Source organism: Brevundimonas terrae (assembly GCF_011761985.1).
Lineage (GTDB): Bacteria > Pseudomonadota > Alphaproteobacteria > Caulobacterales > Caulobacteraceae > Brevundimonas > Brevundimonas terrae.
The window spans coordinates 205,659-226,415 of record NZ_JAASQT010000001.1 but is presented as its reverse complement, the minus strand read 5'-3'; the positions used below and the strand labels follow the sequence as shown (position 1 = coordinate 226,415).

At 61.0% G+C, this 20,757-nt stretch carries 21 protein-coding genes; 10 read left to right on the top strand and 11 right to left on the bottom strand.

Annotated elements, in window-relative coordinates; all coding sequences use genetic code 11:
• Positions 1–144: 144 nt before the first annotated feature.
• The 5 genes from FHS64_RS01040 (at position 145) to FHS64_RS01020 (ending at position 7,404) form a co-directional block, all read left to right on the top strand.
• Complete coding sequence (locus FHS64_RS01040; protein ID WP_243862658.1) at positions 145–1,320, top strand: acetyl-CoA C-acetyltransferase; 1,176 nt, start codon at positions 145–147, stop codon at positions 1,318–1,320.
• A 27-nt stretch (positions 1,321–1,347) separates the two neighbouring features.
• Positions 1,348–2,127 (top strand): SDR family NAD(P)-dependent oxidoreductase, encoded by a 780-nt coding sequence (locus tag FHS64_RS01035; protein ID WP_167174384.1) that lies wholly within the window; start codon positions 1,348–1,350, stop codon positions 2,125–2,127.
• A 186-nt stretch (positions 2,128–2,313) separates the two neighbouring features.
• Positions 2,314–4,365 (top strand): 3-hydroxyacyl-CoA dehydrogenase NAD-binding domain-containing protein, encoded by a 2,052-nt coding sequence (locus FHS64_RS01030; RefSeq protein WP_167174381.1) that lies wholly within the window; start codon positions 2,314–2,316, stop codon positions 4,363–4,365.
• 27 nt (positions 4,366–4,392) lie between these two features.
• The gene (locus FHS64_RS01025) at positions 4,393–5,643 is read left to right on the top strand and encodes an acetyl-CoA C-acetyltransferase (RefSeq protein WP_167174378.1); all 1,251 of its coding nucleotides are present in this window, start codon (positions 4,393–4,395) and stop codon (positions 5,641–5,643) included.
• Positions 5,644–5,802: 159 nt separating this feature from the next.
• Positions 5,803–7,404 (top strand): fatty acid--CoA ligase, encoded by a 1,602-nt coding sequence (locus FHS64_RS01020; RefSeq protein WP_167174375.1) that lies wholly within the window; start codon positions 5,803–5,805, stop codon positions 7,402–7,404.
• 46 nt (positions 7,405–7,450) lie between these two features.
• On the opposite strand, the gene FHS64_RS01015 is transcribed toward FHS64_RS01020, so the two are convergent.
• The 4 genes from FHS64_RS01015 to FHS64_RS01000 form a co-directional block, all read right to left on the bottom strand.
• Positions 7,451–7,696 carry a hypothetical protein gene (locus FHS64_RS01015; RefSeq protein WP_167174372.1) on the bottom strand — a complete coding sequence of 82 codons (246 nt, stop codon included), beginning with the start codon at positions 7,694–7,696 and terminating at the stop codon, positions 7,451–7,453.
• A gap of 131 nt (positions 7,697–7,827) precedes the next feature.
• Positions 7,828–8,196, bottom strand: a complete 369-nt coding sequence (locus FHS64_RS01010) for a hypothetical protein (RefSeq protein WP_167174369.1) — start codon at positions 8,194–8,196, stop codon at positions 7,828–7,830.
• Complete coding sequence (locus tag FHS64_RS01005) at positions 8,193–8,828, bottom strand: TetR family transcriptional regulator (protein WP_208380500.1); 636 nt, start codon at positions 8,826–8,828, stop codon at positions 8,193–8,195. Before FHS64_RS01005 ends, FHS64_RS01010 begins: the two co-directional genes overlap by 4 nt.
• 125 nt (positions 8,829–8,953) lie before the next feature.
• The gene (locus tag FHS64_RS01000) at positions 8,954–9,214 is read right to left on the bottom strand and encodes a hypothetical protein (RefSeq protein ID WP_167174366.1); all 261 of its coding nucleotides are present in this window, start codon (positions 9,212–9,214) and stop codon (positions 8,954–8,956) included.
• Between the two features lie 216 nt (positions 9,215–9,430).
• On the opposite strand from FHS64_RS01000, the gene dnaG reads away from it, so the two are divergent.
• The 3 genes from dnaG to FHS64_RS00985 all read left to right on the top strand — a co-directional run bounded on the left by dnaG (position 9,431) and on the right by FHS64_RS00985 (position 14,023).
• Positions 9,431–11,314, top strand: coding sequence for a DNA primase (gene dnaG, locus FHS64_RS00995; protein ID WP_167174363.1), 1,884 nt, complete (start codon positions 9,431–9,433; stop codon positions 11,312–11,314).
• Positions 11,315–11,389: 75 nt separating this feature from the next.
• On the top strand, positions 11,390–13,315 hold the full coding sequence (rpoD, locus tag FHS64_RS00990; RefSeq protein ID WP_167174361.1) for an RNA polymerase sigma factor RpoD: 1,926 nt from the start codon (positions 11,390–11,392) through the stop codon (positions 13,313–13,315).
• 72 nt (positions 13,316–13,387) lie between these two features.
• The gene (locus tag FHS64_RS00985) at positions 13,388–14,023 is read left to right on the top strand and encodes an HAD-IA family hydrolase (RefSeq protein WP_167174358.1); all 636 of its coding nucleotides are present in this window, start codon (positions 13,388–13,390) and stop codon (positions 14,021–14,023) included.
• Between the two features lie 44 nt (positions 14,024–14,067).
• On the opposite strand, the gene FHS64_RS00980 is transcribed toward FHS64_RS00985, so the two are convergent.
• The 6 genes from FHS64_RS00980 to FHS64_RS00955 form a co-directional block, all read right to left on the bottom strand.
• Positions 14,068–14,424, bottom strand: coding sequence for a DUF1428 domain-containing protein (locus FHS64_RS00980; protein WP_167174356.1), 357 nt, complete (start codon positions 14,422–14,424; stop codon positions 14,068–14,070).
• Positions 14,425–14,645: 221 nt separating this feature from the next.
• Positions 14,646–15,140 (bottom strand): VOC family protein, encoded by a 495-nt coding sequence (locus FHS64_RS00975; protein WP_167174354.1) that lies wholly within the window; start codon positions 15,138–15,140, stop codon positions 14,646–14,648.
• Positions 15,137–15,613: an SRPBCC domain-containing protein gene (locus FHS64_RS00970; protein WP_167174351.1), complete on the bottom strand. Its 477-nt coding sequence runs from the start codon at positions 15,611–15,613 to the stop codon at positions 15,137–15,139. The genes FHS64_RS00975 and FHS64_RS00970 overlap by 4 nt, the downstream gene beginning before the upstream one ends.
• A 3-nt stretch (positions 15,614–15,616) precedes the next feature.
• A complete protein-coding gene (locus FHS64_RS00965) occupies positions 15,617–16,045 on the bottom strand; it encodes a VOC family protein (protein WP_167174348.1) in 429 nt (142 codons plus the stop codon).
• 68 nt (positions 16,046–16,113) lie between these two features.
• Positions 16,114–16,308 carry a VOC family protein gene (locus tag FHS64_RS00960; protein ID WP_167174346.1) on the bottom strand — a complete coding sequence of 65 codons (195 nt, stop codon included), beginning with the start codon at positions 16,306–16,308 and terminating at the stop codon, positions 16,114–16,116.
• Positions 16,309–16,868: 560 nt separating this feature from the next.
• Positions 16,869–17,078 (bottom strand): flagellar hook protein FlgE, encoded by a 210-nt coding sequence (locus tag FHS64_RS00955; RefSeq protein ID WP_167174343.1) that lies wholly within the window; start codon positions 17,076–17,078, stop codon positions 16,869–16,871.
• A gap of 218 nt (positions 17,079–17,296) precedes the next feature.
• Between FHS64_RS00955 and FHS64_RS00950 the strand changes: the two genes are divergently transcribed.
• Positions 17,297–19,264 (top strand): DEAD/DEAH box helicase, encoded by a 1,968-nt coding sequence (locus tag FHS64_RS00950; protein ID WP_167174340.1) that lies wholly within the window; start codon positions 17,297–17,299, stop codon positions 19,262–19,264.
• A 66-nt stretch (positions 19,265–19,330) separates the two neighbouring features.
• Positions 19,331–19,651 (top strand): Mpo1-like protein, encoded by a 321-nt coding sequence (locus FHS64_RS00945; protein ID WP_167174337.1) that lies wholly within the window; start codon positions 19,331–19,333, stop codon positions 19,649–19,651.
• Positions 19,652–19,663: 12 nt separating this feature from the next.
• Here FHS64_RS00945 and FHS64_RS00940 read toward each other — a convergent pair whose 3' ends face one another.
• Positions 19,664–20,755 (bottom strand): N-acetyltransferase, encoded by a 1,092-nt coding sequence (locus FHS64_RS00940; protein WP_167174334.1) that lies wholly within the window; start codon positions 20,753–20,755, stop codon positions 19,664–19,666.
• Positions 20,756–20,757: the final 2 nt, after the last annotated feature.

Genomic DNA, 20,757 nt, shown 5'->3' with positions numbered 1-20,757 from the left:
GCGGGATTGCAGACTGGCGAGGGCATGGACGAGGCTTGGATAAAGCAAAAATCAATTGGTCAATTAAAATCAGCTTGCCTTACCTCGCGGCGGCTCGCTAGAAACTCACTAAGCAATTAGTTACTTGTTTGGGCGGGGATCAGGATGATGGGCGAAGCCTATATTGTTTCGGCGGTGCGGACGGCAGGCGGACGCAAGGGCGGACGGTTGCGCGACTGGCATCCAGTAGATCTGGCGGGCGCGGTTCTTGATGAACTGGTGGCGCGATCGGGTGTTGATCCGGCACTGGTCGAAGACGTCATCATGGGCTGTGTGAGCCAAGGTGGCGAGCAGTCCAACTCGGTTGGTCGTAATGCGGTTCTGGCCTCGAAACTGCCCGAGAGTGTTCCGGCTGTGACCATCGACCGCCAGTGCGGATCGTCGCAACAGGCGCTGCATTTTGCGGCGCAGGCCGTGATGAGCGGCACCATGGATATGGTGATGGCCGCGGGCGTCGAGAGCATGACGCGTGTGCCGATGGGTTCGCCCACGGTACTGTCGTTGAAGGCCGGTATGGGGGGCTCGACCTCGCCCGGTATGGAGGCGCGTTATCCTGGCGTGGTGTGGAGCCAGTTCAACGCCGCGCAGATGATTGCCGACAAGCACGGCTTTAGCCGCGAGGACATGGACCGCTTTGCGCTGGAGAGCCACATGAAGGCGGCCCGCGCCATCGAGGCGGGTGTGTTCAAGGCCGAGATTCTGGCGCTGAACGGTGTGGACAAGGAAGGCCATGCTGTCATCCACGATACCGACGAGGGCGTGCGCGCCACGGCGACCTATGAGGGGATTGCAGGCTTGCAGCCCTTGATGGAAGGCGGTGCAATCACGGCCGGTAATGCCAGCCAGATGTGCGATGGCGCAGCCGGTCTGCTGGTGGTCAACGAGCGCGGCCTGAAGCAGTTAGGCGTCGAGCCTCTGGCCCGCGTGCACCAGATGACCGTTTACGGCGAAGACCCTGTCATCATGCTGGAAGCGCCGCTGAATGCCACCAAACTGGCCCTGAAGCGTACGGGTCTGAGCATCAACGACATCGACCTTTACGAGGTCAACGAAGCCTTTGCCTCCATCCCGATGGCATGGCTCAAGGCGCTGGATGCGGACCCTGCCAAGCTGAACGTCCATGGCGGCGCGATTGCGCTGGGCCATCCGCTGGGCGGCACGGGGGCCAAGTTGATGACCACCCTGATCCATGCCCTGCGGTCGCAAGGCAAGAAGTACGGGCTTCAGACCATGTGCGAAGGCGGTGGTCTGGCCAATGTCACCATTATCGAGGCGCTGTAAGGCGCACGACTAGAGCGAGGGAAGATTATGAAGTTTCAAGGACAAGCCGCGATCGTAACCGGCGCTGCCAGCGGTCTGGGTGCCGCAACCGCCCGTGCGCTGGCCGCACAGGGTGTGAAGGTTGCCATCTTCGATCTGAACGAAGGCGCCGGCGAAGCCGTCGCCAAGGAAATCGGCGGCGTTTTCTGCAAGGTCAACGTCACCGACGATGCCTCGGTTGAAGCCGGTTTTGAAAAGGCGCGCGGTGTCCATGGTCAGGAGCGCATCTTCATCAACTGTGCCGGTATCGGCAATGCCTACAAGACCGCATGGCGCGACCGCGAGACGGGCGAGCACAAGCATTTCCCGCTCGACGATTTTAACCGCATCATCCAGGTCAATCTGGTCGGCACATATCGCTGCGTGGCCAAGGCGGCCCAAGGCATGCTGTCGCTGGACGTGATGGAGGACGGCGAGCGCGGCGTGATCATCAACACCGCATCGGTCGCAGCCGAAGACGGCCAGATGGGTCAAGCTGCCTATACGGCGTCGAAAGCGGCCATCGTGGGCCTGACCCTGCCGATCGCGCGTGACCTGATGAGCGAGGCGATCCGCGTCAACACCATCCTGCCGGGTATCTTCAGCACCCCGCTGATGAACGCTGCGCCCGAGCACGTGAAGGCGGCGCTGGCCGCCAGCGTTCCGCATCCGAAGCGTCTGGGCAATCCGGAAGAATACGCTTCGCTGGCGTTGGAAATGGTGCGTAACCCGTACTTCAACGGCGAAGATGTGCGCATCGATGGCGCCATCCGTATGGCTCCTCGCTAAGGGGTCGCTGTCTGCCCCAGTGGCAGCGTAAAAGGGGATGGAGGGGAGTGGATAGGATGCTCCTCCATCCCGCTATTTACCGTTTCCAGTCGGACGGCACCTGTGATGCCGACACACGAAAACGGGGTCCAAATTTTGAACAAGGTGGCCACGAGTGCCACGTCGAACGAGCAGGGAGTGAGGGCCATGAGCGCAATCGGTTCAACCGAGGTCATCGGACAGGTCGGTATTCTGACCATCGACAGCCCGCCGGTGAATGCACTGGGTCATGCCGTGCGGGTGGCCCTGCACGAAGGGTTGGCCGAACTGCTGGCCGATGAGCGCGTAAAGGGCATTGTGTTGACCTGTGCCGGTCGCACCTTCTTTGCCGGTGCCGACATCACCGAACTGGGCAAGCCGTTCAAGGAACCGAACCTTGATGTGGTGTTCGAGCAGCTGGAGAACCGTGAAAAGCCGGTCGTGGCCGCGATTTTCGGTACCGCTCTGGGTGGCGGTTTCGAGGTGGCGCTGGCCTGTCATCGCCGTATCGCTGTGCCGTCGGCCAAGGTCGGTTTGCCGGAGGTTCTTCTGGGCGTGTTGCCGGGTGCCGGTGGCACCCAGCGTCTGCCGCGTCTGGTAGGCGTAGAGGCAGCGCTGGACATCATCACCACGGGCAACCCGGTGGGTGCCAAGAAGGCGCATGATCTGGGTCTGGTCGACAAGCTGGCCGAGGAAGGCAAGCTTCTGGAACAGGCGATTGCCTATTGTGAAGAGCTGATTGCCGAGAACGCCGCCGCCCCGTTGTGGCGTGTGCGCGATCTGCAGGACAAGGTCGAGCTGTCGCGCGGCAAACCGGAAATCTATGCGGACTTCCTCAAGAAGAATGCGCGTGCCTTCCGTGGCTTCAAGGCTCCGTTCAACATCGTCAAAACCATCGAGGCGGCTGCGGAACTGTCGTTTGATGATGGTATGAAGCGCGAGTGGGAACTGTTCGAGGAACTGGTTTCCTCGACCGAGAGCGCGGCCCAGCGTTACTTCTTCTTTGCCGAGCGTTCGACGGCCAAGGTGTCTGGCATCGGCAAGGATGTGGCGAAGCTGCCGATCAAGTCGGTGGGCGTTCTGGGGGCGGGCACCATGGGTGGCGGCATCACCATGAACTTCCTCAATGCGGGAATTCCGGTGACGTTGGTGGAAACCAATCAGGCGGCTCTGGATCGCGGCATCGGTGTGATCCGCAAAAACTACGAGAACACCGCCGCCAAGGGCCGCATGACCAGCGAGCAGGTCGAGCAGCGTATGGCGCTGATCACCCCTTCGCTGTCGAAGAACGACCTTGGCGAAGTGGACCTGATTATCGAGGCCGTGTTCGAGGAACTGGGCCTGAAGAAGGAAATCTTCGGCGAACTGGACAAGATCGCCAAGAAGGGTGCCATTCTGGCGTCGAACACCAGCTTCCTTGATCTGGATGCGATTGCCGCCTCCACCAGCCGTCCCGAAGACGTGGTGGGTCTGCACTTCTTCTCGCCCGCCAATGTCATGCGTCTGCTGGAAGTGGTGCGCGGGGCCAAGACCCGCCCCGAAGTGGTGGCGACGGCCATGAACCTTGGCAAGATCATCGGCAAGGTGCCGGTGCTGTCGGGCGTATGTGATGGCTTTATCGCCAACCGTGTGATGGTCCAGCGCGGCTTTGCGGCGGACCAACTGGTGCTGGAAGGTCCGACACCGGAACAGATCGACAAGGCGCTTTATGACTATGGCTTTGCCATGGGGCCGTTTGCGATGATCGATCTGGTGGGTCTGGATGTGATCGGTCGTGGCTCGAACGAGCGCACCCTTTATTCCGACCTCGTGGCGCTGGACCGTCTGGGCCAGAAGAAGAATGGCGGCTTCTATGACTATGACGAGAAGCGCAATGCGACGCCGAGCCCTGTCGCGGCCAAGGTCATTGCGGATTTGGCTGCGTTCAAGGGCGTAACCGCGAAGGGTGAGAAGTCCGACGAGGAGATCGTGGCGGCGCTGCTTTATCCGGTGGTCAACGAGGCGGCCAAGGTGCTGGAAGAGGGCATCGCCCTGCGGGCCAGCGACATCGATGTGGCTTGCGTGCTCGGCTACAACTGGCCCGTCTACACCGGTGGCCCGATGTTCTGGGCTGATACGGTGGGCCTGACCAAGATCGTGGATGGCCTGAAGGCCATGGGCATCGAACCCGCTAAGCTTCTGCTTGAAAAGGCCGAGAGCGGCACAAGTTTCACCCGTTAAAATTCAAAGATTTAAGGGAGTATCATCATGGGCGAGGCCCTTATCATTGACGCCGTTCGCACCCCGCGCGGCATTGGCAAGCCGGGCAAGGGGGCGCTGTCTCACCTGCACCCGACCCATCTTGGCGCAACGGTCCTGAAGGCCATTGCCGAGCGCAACAAGCTGGACACCAAGACGGTGGATGATGTGATCATCTCCACCTCGGTGCAGCGCGGCAAGCAGGGCGGCGATCTGGGCCGTATGGCGGCGTTGTCGGCGGGTTTTGATGTCACCACCTCGGGTGTGACGCTGGACCGTTTCTGTGGCGGCGGCATTACGGCGGTAACGCTGGCGACGGCTGCTGTGGCTTCGGGCCATGAGCAATGCGTGATCGCAGGCGGCGTCGAAATGATGTCGTATCATGCGCAACTGGCTGCCGAAGACGCCAAGAACGGCACCCCACCGGCTCTGATGGGCGCAGGCTATGAAGAGCTGGACAAGCTGCACCCGCAATCGCACCAGGGCGTGTGCGGTGACGCGATTGCCGCCATCGAGGGCATCACCCGCGAGGAGCTGGATGCTCTGGCTTTGGTCAGCCAGCAGCGTGCGGATCGTGCCATCAAGGAAGGCCGTTTCGACAAGTCGCTGGTGCCGGTATTGAACCCGGATGGTTCGGTGGCTCTGGACCGCGAGGAGTTCCCGCGCCCGTCGACGACGGCTGAGGGTCTGGCGGCCCTGAAGGGTAGCTTTGCCGGTCTGGCCGAATGGGATCAGGGCAATGGCGTGACCTTTGCCAGCCAGATCAAGCGTCGCTATCCGGACGTGAAGATTGAAGCTGTGCACCATGCCGGTAACTCGTCGGGTGTGGTTGACGGTGCCGCAGCGGTGCTGATCGCGTCGCCGGAATATGCCGCCAAGCACGGCCTGAAGGCCCGTGGTCGCGTGGTCACCTATGCCAATATCGGTGATGACCCCACCCTGATGCTGAACGCACCTGTTCCGGCAGCCAAGAAGGTGCTGGAAAAGGCGGGTCTGACGATTGCCGACATCGATGTGTGGGAAATCAACGAGGCCTTCTCGGTTGTAGCCGAGAAGTTCATCCGCGACCTCGGACTGGATCGTGAAAAGGTCAATATCAATGGCGGTTCGATGGCGCTGGGCCACCCGATCGGTGCGACCGGATCGATGCTGGTTGGCACGGCTCTGGATGAACTGGAACGCTCCGGAGGTCGTTATGGCCTGATCACCATGTGCGCCGCTGGCGGCATGGCCCCTGCCATCATTATCGAGCGCGTCTGAGGGGTTAGACTGCTTCGATAATGAAAGGCCCGCTGCGGGAAATCGCGGCGGGCCTTTTTATCTGCACCAAGCAAAACGGATAACAGGAGTTGCTAAAACTATTTAATTAAGCAGTTAATGCTGTGAGGCTCCAAAGAGAGCCAAGCAGGAGGACTGTCCATGGGGCAAGTAGACAATGTCGTGTCTGAGATCGATTACGACGCCATGCCGACGCTGGGGGACATTCCGCGTCACTATGCGCGGACGCGACCGGGCAAGATTGCCAGTGTCTATGAAGGGCGCGAGACGGACTGGGCGGAACTGGACAGGCGTTCGAACCGTGTGGCCCATGCCCTGATCGCGGCGGGGGTCAGCAAGGGCGAGCGCGTGGCCTTTGCGGGCAAGGGCAGTGACGAGTTTTTCGAGCTGTATTTCGGGGTGGCCAAGGCGGGCGCGGTTATGGTGCCGACGATCTGGCGGCTGGCGGCTCCCGAGATTGCCCACATCGCTACGGACAGCGAGGTGCGTTTGCTGTTTGTTGCGCCGGACCAGTTTGAGCGGCTGGAGACGTTCAAGGGATTATTGCCGCAGGTGCGGATGATCACACTGGAGGACGGGGCGGCGGGCTATGAGCGGTTTGCCGACTGGCGCGAGGCGGGTGACGATAGTGATCCGGCCATTGCCGTGGAGCCGTCGGAAGTGTGCTTGCAGCTCTATACGTCGGGCACTACGGGCCTGCCCAAGGGCGTGATGCTGAGCCATTACAATATCTTGGGCAGTCGCGAGATTGCCGAAGATGCGGACATGGACTGGGCGCGCTGGGAGGCGGACGACGTCAATCTGGTGGCCATGCCGCTGGGCCATGTCGGCGGGGTCGGCGCGGCGGCCATGGGCTACTTGAACGGTGTGCGGAATATCATCCAGCCGGAGTTTGTGCCCGACAAGGTACTGGAGGCGCTGGCGGCGGGAGTGAACCGGCTGTTTCTGGTGCCGACGGCGCTGCACATGCTGTTGCTGCATCCGCGTGTACGCGAAGTGGATTACAGCCGTCTGCGCTATATTTTGTACGGGGCCTCGCCGATTGCGCTGGAGCTGTTGAAAGAGGCGACCGAGGTGTTTGGGTGCGGCTTTTGCCAGCAATACGGGGCCACCGAGACCAGTGGCACGATCGCCTATCTACCGCCGCAGGATCATGACCCGCAGGGCAACAAGCGTATGCGCGGGGCGGGCAAGCCTATGCCGAGGATCAAGTTGCGGATTGTGGATGCGGAACGCAATGTGTTGCCCGCCAACACCGTGGGCGAGATTCAGGTCCTGTCGGGCAGCACCATGGCGGGATACTGGAAGCGCGAAGCGGCCACGGCAGAGGCGGTGAGCGCTGACGGCTGGTTCTCGACCGGAGACGCCGGATATTTGGACGAGGACGGCTATCTGTATATTGCCGACCGCTTTAGCGACATGATCTGTTCGGGGGCGGAGAACATCTATCCGAACGAGGTCGAGAACGCGATTTATGGCCATCCGGCAGTGCTGGAGGTGGCAGTGATCGGTGTGCCGGACGCGAAATGGGGCGAAACGGTCAAGGCAGTGGTGGTGTTGAAACCCGGTGCTGAGGCCAGCGAGGAGGACATCATCGCCCATGCCCGCGAACGGATCGGGGGGTTCAAACTGCCCAAGTCGGTGGATTTCATGGCCGCCCTGCCGCGCAACGCCACGGGTAAGGTGCTGCGCCGCACCCTGCGCGAGCCGTATTGGGGTGAGCGCGAGCGCAAGGTGAACTGAGACAGGCATACGGAAAGGCCCGCTGCGGGAGGTCTAAGGTCTGACGTCAGTGTGTGCGTTTAGTGTAGCAAAGGCCTTGGGAATCATTGGGGCCGGCTATGGCGTAGTCCTTGCGGTCGGTACGCTGGACGACATCGATGTTGTGCTCGGCGATGATGTGAAACAGCGCGTCCGTGTTTAAACTGCCAGTATTGTTTAAGATACCGGCGTCGTATGTGTCATGCGGACCGACGCATTTCAGGCTGGGCGTGACGGTGATTCTGGCCGATCCAGGGGGGATCATTTCCGCCATCGAAAGGTGCCGAATACGATAGGGCAACGATCTTGTCCTCGAACTGAGGACCCAGTTCTGGTTTTTCGCGACAAGAAACTTGCGACAGCCCGCACAATAAGAGAACTGTCGCGACGGCTGCCCCTCACGGCTCAGTCAGCCTTGAAGGTCGAGAAGTAAGCTGGGCGGCTGGTGATCAGCTCGTTACAGGACTTCGTGAGCTGCGCGATGGCAGCATCCTCGTTGCCGCTGGGATGCTGGGTTTCCAGATCGGCCATCAGCTGGTTGTGGGCCTGTTCGGCAGCGTCATTGATGGCTTGCTCGCTGACACCAGCGGTTTGACCACGGGAGATCAGGGCTTCGGCAGATTGCATCACAGCATCACCGTCGAAAGTTGCAACTTGGATCACTTCGCAAATCTGGCCCATGGCCATATCACGTCCAAGAACGCGGGCTTCGTCCAGAATGGCCTGATCGGGTATTGCAACGAGAAACGAGGCCATAAGGAACGGGATCATCATGCGGGAGCCAAGCCTTTGGTCAGGGTTTGGTAGATGTGATCCACATAACGTCGTTTCAAATCCTGTGTCACCTCTTGCACGCCAAAGACGTGATCGAGGGTGGCGCGGCCAAAGAACAGGTAGTCGCAGGCACCGACCAGATGGAAATAGAACATCAGGGGATCGGTCTCGAGGAACAGGCCTTTTGACTGGCCTTCCTTGAGGATGGCGCTCTGGGTATCGACCAGAGGACGGGCGAATTCCTCGGCGATGATCTTGCCGTATTCCTGACCGGCCTCGGTCATCAGATAGTGCATCAGCCGGTTGACATAGGGGTATTTGAAATAGGTGTTCACCACGCCGTTGATGTGGATGCGCAGCTTTTCATTGGGGGCCATCGGCGCATGGACCAGCGGTTCCAGTTCGGCCATGCGCGGGCCCAGCACCTTGCGCAGCAGCGCGACCAGAAGGCCGTTCTTGGAGCCGAAATAGTATTTCACCAGTGCCGAGTTCAGGCCGGAGCGTTCGGCAATCTCGGCCAGCGAGATGTCGATGGTGCGCTGTTCGGTCATCAGTGCGCCGGTGGCGTCCAGTAGCTGGTCGCGGGCCGAAGGCGTGTCGGCGTCCATATTCTTGCGCGAGGGACGGGCCAAGCCTTGCTCCTGTTACCACTAACCGGCGTCGGAACCGAAGGGTTCGGTACCAGACGACGAATCGTTAAGCGGTATTTCTAGCGCAAAACAGAAGCGGAAACTAATCGCGCAACTAAAAGCGGGCCCTAGGGTAGCGGAAGAGCCTGCGGGCGCATCTGGTTGGCCTTGGTGACGGCGGCAAAGGCCGCTGCGATCCAGTAATGGGCGTCGTCTATCCGGTGTTCGCTCAGGCGCTGTAGACCACGCTGGCGACGCAGGGCGGCATTCGACAACAGGCGCGCATGAAGGGCGCGGGGTGTCAGGTTGGCGATGGCGGGGGAACCGGGGATAGCGACGGCATCGGGGCCGACCGGAACCACCGCAACGGGGGCGATGGCAAAAGACATAAAACGCTCGCTTACAATCATCCACAAGGCTTGTGGATAAGTCTGTGTAAAGAACAATGTCGTTCAGATTCAGGCGCTTGATATCGCAATCATGCCGCAGGTCTTACCGAGGGGTTAATGGGGGCAAGGGTTATTTAAAAAGTTAAAAGTTTCGCTCAAGATTCGCCAACTCCTGTTAACTCGCATATGTACGGGACTTGCTATCTGGGGCCCAAATTGCGGTTTGACGAACGCTTCATTGAAGAGCTGAAAGCGCGGCTTCGCCCGTCCGATGTTATCGGGCGCTCGGTGAAGCTGAAACGTCAGGGCCGCGAGTTTGTCGGGCTTAGCCCGTTCGCCAAGGAAAAGTCGCCCAGCTTCTTCGTCAATGACGACAAGGGCTTCTTCCACGACTTCTCGTCCGGCAAGCATGGCGACATCATCAGCTTCCTGCAGGAAACCGAGCGTCTGAGCTTTGTCGAGGCGGTGTCGCGTCTGGCCGCCGAGGCCGGAATGCAGATGCCCGCCGAAGACCCGCAGGCCGCCGAGCGCGAGCAGAAACGTGCGGGCCTGTCTGACTGGATGGATCTGGCTCAAAGATGGTTTGCCGCAAATCTGCGCCGCCAGACCGGCACGGCAACCCGCGAATATCTGGAACGGCGCGGCCTGCCCGAAGACCAGTGGGAGCGGTTCGGTCTGGGCTATGCGCCCAATGACCGCGAGGGCCTGAAGAACGCATTGATCCAGCGCGGGGCCAAGCCCGGCGAACTGGTCGAGGCGGGTTTGCTGATTTCGCCCGAAGGCGGCGGCCAGCCCTATGACCGTTTCCGCGACCGGCTGATGTTCCCCATCCATGATGCGCGTGGACGCATCGTGTCGTTCGGTGGTCGGGCGATGAACCCCGATGACCGCGCCAAATATCTGAACGGGCCGGAAAGCCCGCTGTTTCACAAGGGCGCGACGCTTTACGGCCTGCCCGAGGCGCGGCGCATTCTCGGGGCCGAGAAGCGCGGCGAGCAGGGGATCATCGTCGTCGAGGGCTATATGGATGTGATCGCCTGTCATCGGGCGGGGCTTCCGGCGGTGGCCCCGATGGGCACGGCCCTGACCGAGGAACAGATGGAGCGTCTGTGGCGGGTGTCTGCCGAGCCAGTCCTGAGCTTTGATGGCGATGCGGCGGGATTGCGGGCGGCGTACCGTGCCATAGAGCGGGCCTTGCCGTTGCTGAAGCCCGGGCGTTCGTTCCGCTTTGCCTTATTGGAGGGCGGGCAGGACCCCGATGATATTTTGCGCGACAAGGGCGCACCGGCCTTGCGTCAGGCCATGGTCCAGACGCGCACCTTCTCGGAGGTTCTGTTCCAGCGCGAGGTCGAGGCCGAACCGCTGGATACGCCCGAGCGCAAGGCGGGCCTGAAGGGGCGTCTGCGGGCGGCGGCAGGCGCGGTGCAGGATCGCGATCTGGCCGAGCAATATCGCCGCGATCTGTTTGACCGTTTCGACGCCCTGTTCCCGCGTACGCAGAATGCATCGCAAGGGGCATCGGGTGGATATGGCGACCGCGCCGGTGGTCGCTGGAAGGGGCGCAACGTCCTGCAAGGCCAGACCGCCGAGGGCCAGCGCGCCATGCAGGCCCTGTCGCGTTCCATTGAACCTGTGGCGGCGGCGCTGGCGCATGGAGCGGTCGAGGACCCCGAGCGTCTGGATGACCATATGGAGGCGATTGCCCGTTATGGTTTTGGCGATCCGGCTCTGTCCGATCTGGCGAAAGAACTTGTAAGGCTACGTTTCTCGGGCCGGAGCCTTGACTCTGCCGCCCTGCGCCGCCATCTGGCAGGTTCGGGTTACGATGTCTTGATGCATGAGGTCGAGAAGGCGGCGGCAAAGTCCGGCGCGCCATTCCTGGCTGCAGACAAGCCCCTCGGCGAGACACGCAACCTTTGGTCGCAGGCGTTTGATGTCCTGACCCGCGCAGCGGCGTTGGACGAAGCGTTAGCGTCAGCAAAGTCGGAGGCCCACAAAGCCTTCGATGCCTCGGCTTTCGCATTGGTGAAGGCCGAGCGCGATGCGCTGCGACGAGCCATAAAAACTGGAACGATTTGGAGCGATGATGCTTCTTCTTAGTGAAGAAGTTTCAGCCGTTGTATTTTTACCGCAGGGAACTGATCACTCCCTGACAGGTGCTGGAGAGAGACTTAAATGAGCGCGCAGACCGAGACGCAGGAAAACGAGGCCCAATCCGATGGCCCGCTGCTTGATCTGACCGATGCCGGCGTCAAGAAATTTATCAAGCAGGCCAAGACGCGTGGCTATGTCACGATGGAGGAGCTGAACAAGGTTCTGCCGTCCGAAGAAGTCAGTGGCGATGCCATTGAGGACACTCTGGCCATGCTGTCGGAGATGGGCGTCAATGTTGTCGAGGCCGAGGAAGACGCGGCCGAGGCACAGGGCACCGAAGTCGCCAATGCGGCCGAGACGGCTGTTGCCGAGGCTCCGGCCAAGTCGCAATATGACCGTACCGATGACCCGGTGCGTATGTATCTGCGCGAAATGGGTTCGGTCGAACTGCTGAGCCGCGAGGGCGAAATCGCCATCGCCAAGCGGATCGAAGCGGGTCGCGATGCCATGATTTCGGGTCTGTGCGAGAGCGCCCTGACCTTTGAAGCCATCATGGTGTGGCGCGAAGAACTGGCCAATAACCGCATCCTGCTGCGCGATGTGATCGATCTGGACGCCACCTATGGCGTGCTGAACCCGTCATCCCTGCCGCACAACCAGCCGAACCCTGCCGACGCGCCGGAAGAAAAGCCGGAAAGTGACAGCGAGGACGAGGACGACGACGATTTCGACGATGGCGGCGGCATGTCGATCTCGGCTCTGGAAGCCGAGCTGCGCGACGGCGTCATGGAAGTGCTGGACGCGATTGCGGCTGACTTTGGTAATTTCCGCAAGCTTCAGGACCGACTGGTCGAGGCTCGCCTGAAGGGCGAGGTTCTGGCGGCCAAGGAGCAGAAGGCTTACGAGACCCTGACGACGGCCATTTCGGACCGTCTGAAGACCATGAAGCTGAACAATGCGCGTATCGAGTCGCTGGTCGAGCAGCTCTACGCCATCAACAAGCGTCTGATCGGTCTGGAAGGTCGTCTGCTGCGTCTGGCTGATACCTACGGCATTTCGCGCCCTGAATTCCTGAAGGCCTATTTCGGCTCTGAGCTGGACCCGAACTGGTCCGAACAGATCAAGGAAATGGGTGTGCGCTGGACCAAGTTCAGCGAGAACGAAGCTGCCCAGATCGCCAAGATCCGCGGTGACGTGGCCGCTATTGCTGCCGAGGCCGGTCTGCCCATCGACGACTATCGCCGCATCGTGCAGATGGTCCAGAAAGGTGAGCGCGAAGCCCGTCAGGCCAAGAAGGAAATGGTCGAGGCCAACCTGCGCCTCGTGATCTCCATCGCCAAGAAGTACACCAATCGTGGCCTGCAATTCCTGGACCTGATCCAGGAAGGCAATATCGGTCTGATGAAGGCCGTCGATAAGTTCGAATATCGTCGCGGTTACAAGTTCTCGACCTATGCGACCTGGTGGATCCGTCAGGCCATCACCCGCTCGATCGCCGACCAGGCGCGCACCATCCGTATTCCGGTGCACATGATCGAGACGATCAACAAGATCGTGCGCACCCAGCGCCAGATGCTGCATGAAATCGGCCGCGAAGCGACGCCGGAAGAGCTGGCCGAACGTCTGGCCATGCCGCTGGAGAAGGTCCGCAAGGTCCTCAAGATCGCCAAGGAGCCGATCTCGCTGGAAACGCCTATCGGTGACGAGGAAGACTCGCACCTCGGCGACTTCATCGAGGACAAGAACGCCATCCTGCCGATCGACGCGGCCATTCAATCGAACCTGCGTGAAACCACCACGCGCGTTCTGGCCTCGCTGACCCCGCGTGAAGAGCGCGTTCTGCGTATGCGCTTTGGTATCGGCATGAACACCGACCACACGCTGGAAGAAGTCGGCCAGCAGTTCTCGGTGACGCGCGAGCGTATCCGCCAGATCGAGGCCAAGGCGCTTCGCAAGCTGAAGCACCCGTCGCGTTCGCGTAAACTGCGTTCGTTCCTCGACAGCTAAGACGGATCAGGGCAAAGGCTAGGGGTGGTCCGTGTACGGACCGCCCCTTTCCGGCCCTGTTCAAGGACGCGAATGACGACGCCCAAACTGGTCATCTTTGATTTCGACGGGACGCTGGCAGACACCTATGGATGGTTTCTGTCGATCCTCGACGATGCGATTGCACGTTTCCGCCTCTATAAGCCGGGGCCGGACGAGGTCGAGGCTATGCGTGGCCTGTCGGCCCGTCAGGTGATGACCAGAATGAAGGTCCGCCCGTGGAAACTGCCGGCTATCGTGCGCCATACGCGTCGCGAGAAGCTGAAGGCGGCGGCCACGACGCAATTGTTCGACGGTATCCCCGAACTGCTGCGTGACTTGCGCGCGGCAGGCATCAAGGTGGTGATCGTTTCCTCCGACACGACGGAATCTGTGCGTCAGGTTCTGGAGCGTGAAGGGATCGAAGTGGACATGCTGAACTGTGGAGCGTCCATCCACGGCAAGACCAGCAAGTTCAAAAAGGTTCTGAAGGCCATGGGCGTGGATGCCGCCGATGCAGTCAGCGTCGGTGACGAAATCCGCGATATTGATGCGGCCAAGCCGATCAATATGCGGGCCGGTGCCGTGTCATGGGGCTATACGCTTCCCGAAGCCTTGGCCAAGCATAATCCGGCCTATCTGTTCAAGGATGTGGCCGATATGCGCCGCATTCTGTTGGGCCAAGAATAAAGATCAAAGGCGGCTCTTTTCGGAGCCGCCTTTTTCTTTGTCGATCAGGTCGACCCGTTGTTGAAGACGGTTTCAAAACCGCCCCACATCATGCGTTTGCCATCGAACGGCATGTCCATATCGGCAAAGGCAGGGTCGTTTTCCATATTGGCCCACGCATTGTCGGCGGTGGCCTTGTCGGGCCAGACCAGCCACGAGAAGACGACGACTTCGCCCTCTTCTTGCTTCACGGCCATGGGGAAGCTGGTGACCTTGCCGTCGGGCACATCCACACCCCAGTTCTCGACATGGGCAGTGGCCCCGTAACGCTGGAAGTGCGGCCATGCGGCCTCGGCCGAGGCCACATAACGCTCTTTGTTCTCGGACTTAACGGGGGTCAGGAAGCCGGTGACATAACCCATCTTGGTTTCTCCTTTGGAGGTTGGCCCCTAATGCTCGCTACGCGATGAGGGGCAGGCTTGGAAATGTTCAGGCCGCGTCGGGTCGGGAGGTCCCGGAGGGCCGACGACCGCGGCCCACTCAAAAACTCCGCGTCGGGTCTGGAGGTCCCGTAGGGCCGACGACCGCGGCCATTCTTGATTGGCCGCGGTCAGAAGGCTCCGCCTTCTCGACCCGACGCGGCCTATTTAGACGCGGCATCTGCCGCTGCCTCGATCACACCGATGTCGATTTTCTGCATGGTCATCATGGCCTCGAAGGCGGCTTTGGAGCGGGCAGGGTTGGGGTCATCGAAGAACTCCATCAGGCGGCGCGGGGTGATCTGCCAACTGACGCCCCAGCGGTCCTTGCACCAGCCGCAGTCGCTGGCGCGGCCGCCATTGTCGATAATGGTGTGCCACAGGCGGTCGGTTTCGCCCTGATCTTCGGTCAGGATCATGAAGGACACAGCTTCGGTTTGCGGGAAGATCGGCCCGCCGTTCAGGCCCATAAAGGCGCGACCGGCGAGAGTGAAGTTGACGACCAGTTCCTCGCCTTCGGTGGTCGAGGGATTGTCTGTGGGGCTGCTGCTTATCTTGTCGATATGGCTGTGGGGCAGGCCCAGCGACATGTAGAATTCGGCGGCCTTTCCGGCCTGTCCCTTGTCGAACCAGATACAGGTGACGATTTTGTCGGTCATGGTGCGGGGCTTTCGTTTGCGAGGCGCTCGGCCACCTCGGTCAGTTGATCGGCGACCATGCCCCAGCCCTGCTCGAAGCCCATGCCGCGATGGGCCTTCATGGCGTCTGCGTCCCAGTGTCGGGCTTCGGCGGTGTAGCGGGTGCCGTCGCCTTCGGGCGTGAAGGTGTCGACGCGGACAAAATTCATGTCGCCCGCCTGCGGTACCCAGCCTTCGGTCATGGCGCTGGTTGTGACCAGTTTGCGGGCGGGGATGATTTCGAGGACCACACCGCGATAACTGTGGCGCTCGCCTTCGGGCGACTGCATCACCACATCGGCGCGTCCGCCGGGGTGAAGATCATAATGCACTTCGGGGGTCGTCCACGGGCGGGGTGTGAACCATTCGGTGGCGTGGTGGGTATAGGCGCGCCAGACGATCTCGGGGGAGGCCTTGATAAGGCGGCTGACCTTGAGATTGAAACCTTCACCCATAGATTAGCCCTCGAATGCGTCAGGTGTGGGCGGTACGGAGGCGGGGTCCATCCACATGATTTCCCAGATGTGGCCGTCGGGGTCCGCAAAGCTGCGGCTATACATAAAGGGAAACTCGATGGCCGGATTGGGATCGGCAATGCCGCCATGGGTGTCGGCGGCCTCGACAAGCTTATCCACTTCGGCGCGGCTTTCGGCAGAGATACAGATCAGTACCTGCGCGGTTTTATGGGCGTCGGGTATCTCGCGTTCGGTAAAGCTGGAAAACTTCTCGTGCGTCAGCAGCATGGCGTGGATGGTGTCGGAAAACACCATGCAGGCGGCTGTGTGATCCGAGAACATCGGATTTTTTTGCCCGCCGACACTCTCGTAAAAGGTCACAGACTTGGCGAGATTGTGGACGGGCAGATTGATGAATATCAAGCGCTGCATCACTTCACCTTTTTGGGCCGACCGAACGCTGATCCTGATTTAACGCAGGGTCAAGTTAAAGCCGTGGCTCAGCTTGAAGTTGTGATCCCGAAATAAACAAAGCTCATCTTGTTGCCGTCGGGATCGCGCACATAGGCCCCGTAGAAGTTCGGGCCGTATTGCGGACGCGGGCCGGGATCGCCTTCATTGCTGCCACCATGGGCGAGGGCGGCGGCATGGACGGCTTGAACCTCGTCCTCGCTGGCCCCCAGAAGTCCGACCATATTGCCGTTGCCGGGGGGGGGGCCGCTTCCTTGTTGTGCGGGGTGGTAATCCAGAGGCGGCCGCCATTGCGCATCTGGTAACAGAAGCCGTGTGGCATGAAGTCCATAATGACCTCGCCACCCAGCAGCGGCAGGACGGCATCATAATAGGCCCGCGACCTGACCACGTCGTTGGAGCCGATCATTACGTAGTTCAGGGACACGGGCTTGCTCTTGATGGGGGTGGAACATATCAAGAACATTGATCGGGGTGAGCGTCAAGGGGGAGTGTGGGGTGCGGGTTGATGCGTATCGCTACGGCGTTGCTTTCGCGCTAACGCGCGCCGCCAGCCCGCGTCGGGTCGAGAAGGCGGAGCCTTCTGACCGCGGGCCACTCAAAAGTCCCCCGATCAAGTCGGGGGATGACGAAAGAAGAATAGTGGGTAATGCCCTCAAGCAGCGAGCCACCGCGTGGCGAGTGTTAGGGCAAACAGAAGTCACCAGCCCGCGTCGGGTCGGGAGGTCCCGAAGGGCCGACGACCGCGGGCCACTAAGAATTTGCAGATCGATATCAAAGGCCGTCAGGCCTTCATATCGAGCAAACTTCCCATCATCGCGTCCGATGTGCGGGTGACGGTGAGGTTGGCCGAGAGCTGGGTGCGGGCGGCGGCGGCTTCGACCGATCCGGTCTGGGCGTTTTGCAGCGGGGCGACAGCCGTTTTGCTGGCAGCGGCCTCGAAACGCTCGAAAGCATTTTCGATGGCTGTGGTGTTCATTGTCAGGGCTTGCATGGGGGCTTTCCCTTTAAAAACGGCGGTTCTGCGAGTGGGGCCAGATTGCCACGGTTTGCATCAATGGGGAATGAAGCAAGATGGTGAATGTTGATTTCGCCCCATCAAGGCCTTGTTTCATGTATAGGAGCGCCCATTCGCCCGGCTCGAGGAACTGTCCTTGGCCGGGCGCGTCTTTTTTGTGAAGGCGCGTAAAGTTCTATTTAGATCGTGAATCCATGCCCTTTCCAGCCGTTCATCCTGCGTTAGACCGCGCTCTCTCCAAAAAAGGGTACGCTGAACCGACTTCGGTTCAGGCTGCCGTGTTGGAAGTCGGGCATGGGGATGCAGATCTACTGGTTTCGGCGCAGACCGGCTCGGGTAAAACCGTCGCCTTTGGTCTGGCCGCTGCACACACTCTTTTCGATGGTCAAGAAACCCTTGGACAAGCCGGCGCTCCGCTGATGCTTGCCATTGCGCCGACCCGCGAGCTTGCCCTGCAAGTCGCCGCAGAGCTGACCTGGCTCTATGGCGAAGCCGGTGCCAAGATCACCACCTGCGTCGGTGGCATGGACTCGCGTCGCGAAGCCCGCGCCCTGCAATATGGTGCGCACATCGTGGTCGGTACGCCGGGTCGCCTGAAGGACCACATTGACCGCGGGGCGCTTGACCTGTCCCAAGCCCGCGTCATCGTACTCGACGAAGCCGACGAAATGCTCGACATGGGCTTCCGCGACGACCTCGAATATATCCTCGAGCAAGCGCCGGAAGAGCGTCGTACCCTGCTGTTCTCGGCGACCATCGCCCGTGACATCGCGGTTCTGGCCAAGCGCTATCAGCGCGATGCCATCCGCATCGACACCGTCGATCGCAGCCAGCCGCACAACGACATCGAATACCGCGCCATGCGCGTTATCCCGAACCAGATCGAAGGCGCTGTCGTCAACGTCCTGCGCTATTTCGAAGCGCCGAGCGTGCTGGTCTTCTGCTCGACCCGCGCCAGCGTGAACAACCTGCAAGCGGCCCTGCTGGAGCGTGGCTTCGCCTCGGTTGCCCTGTCGGGTGAAATGGGCCAGCGCGAACGTAACGAGGCGCTGCAAGCGCTGCGTGACGGCCGTGCCCGCGTCTGCGTGGCGACCGACGTCGCTGCACGCGGTCTGGACCTGCCGGATCTGGGTCTGGTGGTTCACGCCGAACTGCCGATCAACAAGGCCACCATGCTGCACCGTTCGGGCCGTACGGGCCGTGCGGGCAAGAAGGGCATCTCGGTTCTGCTGGTGCCGCATTCGCGTCGTCGCAAGGCTGAAATGCTGCTGCACGCTGCGGGTGTGGAAGCCGTCTGGTCGGGTGCTCCGACCTCGGAAGAGATTCTGGTCAAGGACGAGCAGCGCCTTCTGGCTGCACCGATCTTTACGCAAGAACCGGCGGCCAGCGATGCCGACCTGATCGCGCAAATGGTTTCGGAACGTACGCCGGAACAACTGGCCGCAGCCGTGGTCAACATGCTGCGCAAGAACCTGCCGACGCCGGCCAACCTGACCGATCCGGGCGAAGGCCCGCAGCGCAAGCCGCGTCGTGAAGGTGAAGCCTATGAGCCGTCCTCGTCGCCGTTCGACCGTCTGTCGTCGGACGAGTGCACCTGGTTCCGCATGGATATCGGTCGCAACCGTAATGCCGATCCGAAATGGCTGATCCCGATGATCTGCCGCATCGGTGGTATCACCAAGGCGCAGATCGGTTCGATCAAGACCTTCCCCGAAGAGACCCGTTTCGAAATCGCCACCAGCCATGCTGAAGCGTTCAAGAAGCTGGCCGCTATGAACACCCAGGAAGCGAACATCACCAGCTCGGAAGCTCCGGCAGCGGGTATGTTCAAGGGTGGGCACCGCAACGGTCCCAGAGAAGGTGGCCGTGACTTTGGTGGTCGCGAAGGTGGTCGTCCGTCGTTTGGCCGCAAGCCGTTCGGTGGCAATGACCGTGGCGAGCGCACGGAGCGTCCGCGTGGTGAATGGCAGGAACGCAGCGAGTTCAAGCCGCGCACCGAGGGCGGTGACCGTCCGGACCGTGGTGCCAAGCCGTTCCGTCCGCGTGGCGATTTCGACAACAAGCCATCGGGCTTCAAGGGTAAACCTGCCGGCGCCAAGTCGTTCGCGGGCAAGCCTGCCGGTGGCAAGCCGGGCTTCAAGAAGCCCCGCCGCTTTGACTAATACCTAAAGACTGCTAACGCGGTTCTGTGATTTGCCTCCGGTGAAAACCGGAGGCATTTTGCGTTTATGAGCATGCATCCAGCCGAAGGGCGGTTCGCCTCGTTCGGGGCCTTCTATCCCTATTATATTCACGAGCATTCCAACCGGACGTGCCGCCGTATCCATGTGGTCGGGACCGGACTGGTGATTGCCGCCTTTGTCGCCTTTTTAGCGACGCGCAATGCGTGGTGGCTGCTGGCCATGCCGCTGGTGGGCTATGGCTTTGCCTGGGTGGGGCATTTCTTCTTCGAGAAGAACCGGCCCGCGACGTTCAAATATCCGCTGTGGAGCCTGATGGGCGATTTTCGTCTGTTCTGGGAAACCGTCAGCGGCAAGCGCAGGTTCTGAGCGCGTAACAGCCTATTGGGCTGGAGGCTGGCGCAGGGTGAAGCTGTAACTGCCCTCGAAGGGGGTCGGTTGCCAGTCTTTGAAACCGGCCTCGGGCGCATTGAAGTGGGCGAAGGCGTGGCCCCAGCCGCCTTCATTATGGGCAAGGCCTGCCTTGTATCCGAGCGCGGCATGGGTCTTGGCCGAAACCAGAGGCAGGCGCAGCTTGGCCGCCTGCATTTTGCGCGCCGCCAGTTTCAGCGCCCGTATCAGGGTCGGAATGGCGGTGTCGGGCGCGCGCTCAATGGCGACGAGGTCGATGATTTCGAGCGTGACGACCTCAAGGGGGCCGAACTTGGACAACTGTGCCATGGCATAGGCGCACAGGCCCTGTTCGTCATAATAGCCCAGCAGCAGAGGCCGTGCGGTAAGGTCCGGCATGGCGAGGCGCCAGCGCAGTATGGCGGGGCTGCGCCCGGCCACCAGTGCGCCATCCTCTTTCAGTTGCCGCCAGAAGGTGCCGAAGGCGGCATTGTCGGACAGGTCTTCGATGACCCGCACGCCAACAGGCCATGCCACGCGGCGTGGATCAAATAGGGGGCGTGGACGGGGCAGAAACCTTTCGCCCAAGAGCGGATAGAGGGCGGGCATCCGCATGGCCACACTACGCAGGGCCTTGGCGACCAGCACGCTGTGCGGGGTCAATATCCAGGCCAGTTTCACGTCATGGGCAGGCGATGCCAAGGGCTGCAAACCGTAGTGCCGATAGATGGGCGAGCCGATGTCATTGGCATTGAGGATGGTGACGGCAAACAGATCGGGCTGGGCCAGAAAGGGCTGGATCAGTTCACGCAGCGAGCCCTTGGCGCGGGGCGAGACAATAATGGAATGGCTGGTGGCGGCGTCGAAGGTGACGGAATCACGAAAATAGGTCTGGCGAAAATTGCCTAAAAACCCGTCGATGCGCCCGTCATTATCGATCACCCAGCCCATCGGGGACGGGCCGCGGGCAGGATTGGAGGCGAGCCAGTGCCAGTATGCGGTGCTGGGGGCGGGCCAGTTAATATCTGTGTGGAGGGCGTTGACGCCATCGATATCGGTAAGGTCGAACGGGCGTACTGCCACGG

What these genes read in the sequence shown, in the direction of transcription:
- FHS64_RS01035 (WP_167174384.1), top strand. Translation starts at nt 1,348, where the DNA reads ATGAAGTTTCAAGGACAAGCCGCGATCGTAACCGGCGCTGCCAGCGGT.
- FHS64_RS00975 (WP_167174354.1), bottom strand. Translation starts at nt 15,140, where the DNA reads ATGACCGACAAAATCGTCACCTGTATCTGGTTCGACAAGGGACAGGCC.
- FHS64_RS01030 (WP_167174381.1), top strand. Translation starts at nt 2,314, where the DNA reads ATGAGCGCAATCGGTTCAACCGAGGTCATCGGACAGGTCGGTATTCTG.
- FHS64_RS01020 (WP_167174375.1), top strand. Translation starts at nt 5,803, where the DNA reads ATGGGGCAAGTAGACAATGTCGTGTCTGAGATCGATTACGACGCCATG.
- FHS64_RS00945 (WP_167174337.1), top strand. Translation starts at nt 19,331, where the DNA reads ATGAGCATGCATCCAGCCGAAGGGCGGTTCGCCTCGTTCGGGGCCTTC.
- FHS64_RS01040 (WP_243862658.1), top strand. Translation starts at nt 145, where the DNA reads ATGATGGGCGAAGCCTATATTGTTTCGGCGGTGCGGACGGCAGGCGGA.
- FHS64_RS00980 (WP_167174356.1), bottom strand. Translation starts at nt 14,424, where the DNA reads ATGGGTTATGTCACCGGCTTCCTGACCCCCGTTAAGTCCGAGAACAAA.
- FHS64_RS00970 (WP_167174351.1), bottom strand. Translation starts at nt 15,613, where the DNA reads ATGGGTGAAGGTTTCAATCTCAAGGTCAGCCGCCTTATCAAGGCCTCC.
- FHS64_RS01015 (WP_167174372.1), bottom strand. Translation starts at nt 7,696, where the DNA reads ATGGCGGAAATGATCCCCCCTGGATCGGCCAGAATCACCGTCACGCCC.
- FHS64_RS01025 (WP_167174378.1), top strand. Translation starts at nt 4,393, where the DNA reads ATGGGCGAGGCCCTTATCATTGACGCCGTTCGCACCCCGCGCGGCATT.
- FHS64_RS00955 (WP_167174343.1), bottom strand. Translation starts at nt 17,078, where the DNA reads ATGCAAGCCCTGACAATGAACACCACAGCCATCGAAAATGCTTTCGAG.
- FHS64_RS00965 (WP_167174348.1), bottom strand. Translation starts at nt 16,045, where the DNA reads ATGCAGCGCTTGATATTCATCAATCTGCCCGTCCACAATCTCGCCAAG.
- rpoD (WP_167174361.1), top strand. Translation starts at nt 11,390, where the DNA reads ATGAGCGCGCAGACCGAGACGCAGGAAAACGAGGCCCAATCCGATGGC.
- FHS64_RS00950 (WP_167174340.1), top strand. Translation starts at nt 17,297, where the DNA reads ATGCCCTTTCCAGCCGTTCATCCTGCGTTAGACCGCGCTCTCTCCAAA.
- FHS64_RS01000 (WP_167174366.1), bottom strand. Translation starts at nt 9,214, where the DNA reads ATGTCTTTTGCCATCGCCCCCGTTGCGGTGGTTCCGGTCGGCCCCGAT.
- FHS64_RS00960 (WP_167174346.1), bottom strand. Translation starts at nt 16,308, where the DNA reads ATGGTCGGACTTCTGGGGGCCAGCGAGGACGAGGTTCAAGCCGTCCAT.
- FHS64_RS00985 (WP_167174358.1), top strand. Translation starts at nt 13,388, where the DNA reads ATGACGACGCCCAAACTGGTCATCTTTGATTTCGACGGGACGCTGGCA.
- FHS64_RS01010 (WP_167174369.1), bottom strand. Translation starts at nt 8,196, where the DNA reads ATGATGATCCCGTTCCTTATGGCCTCGTTTCTCGTTGCAATACCCGAT.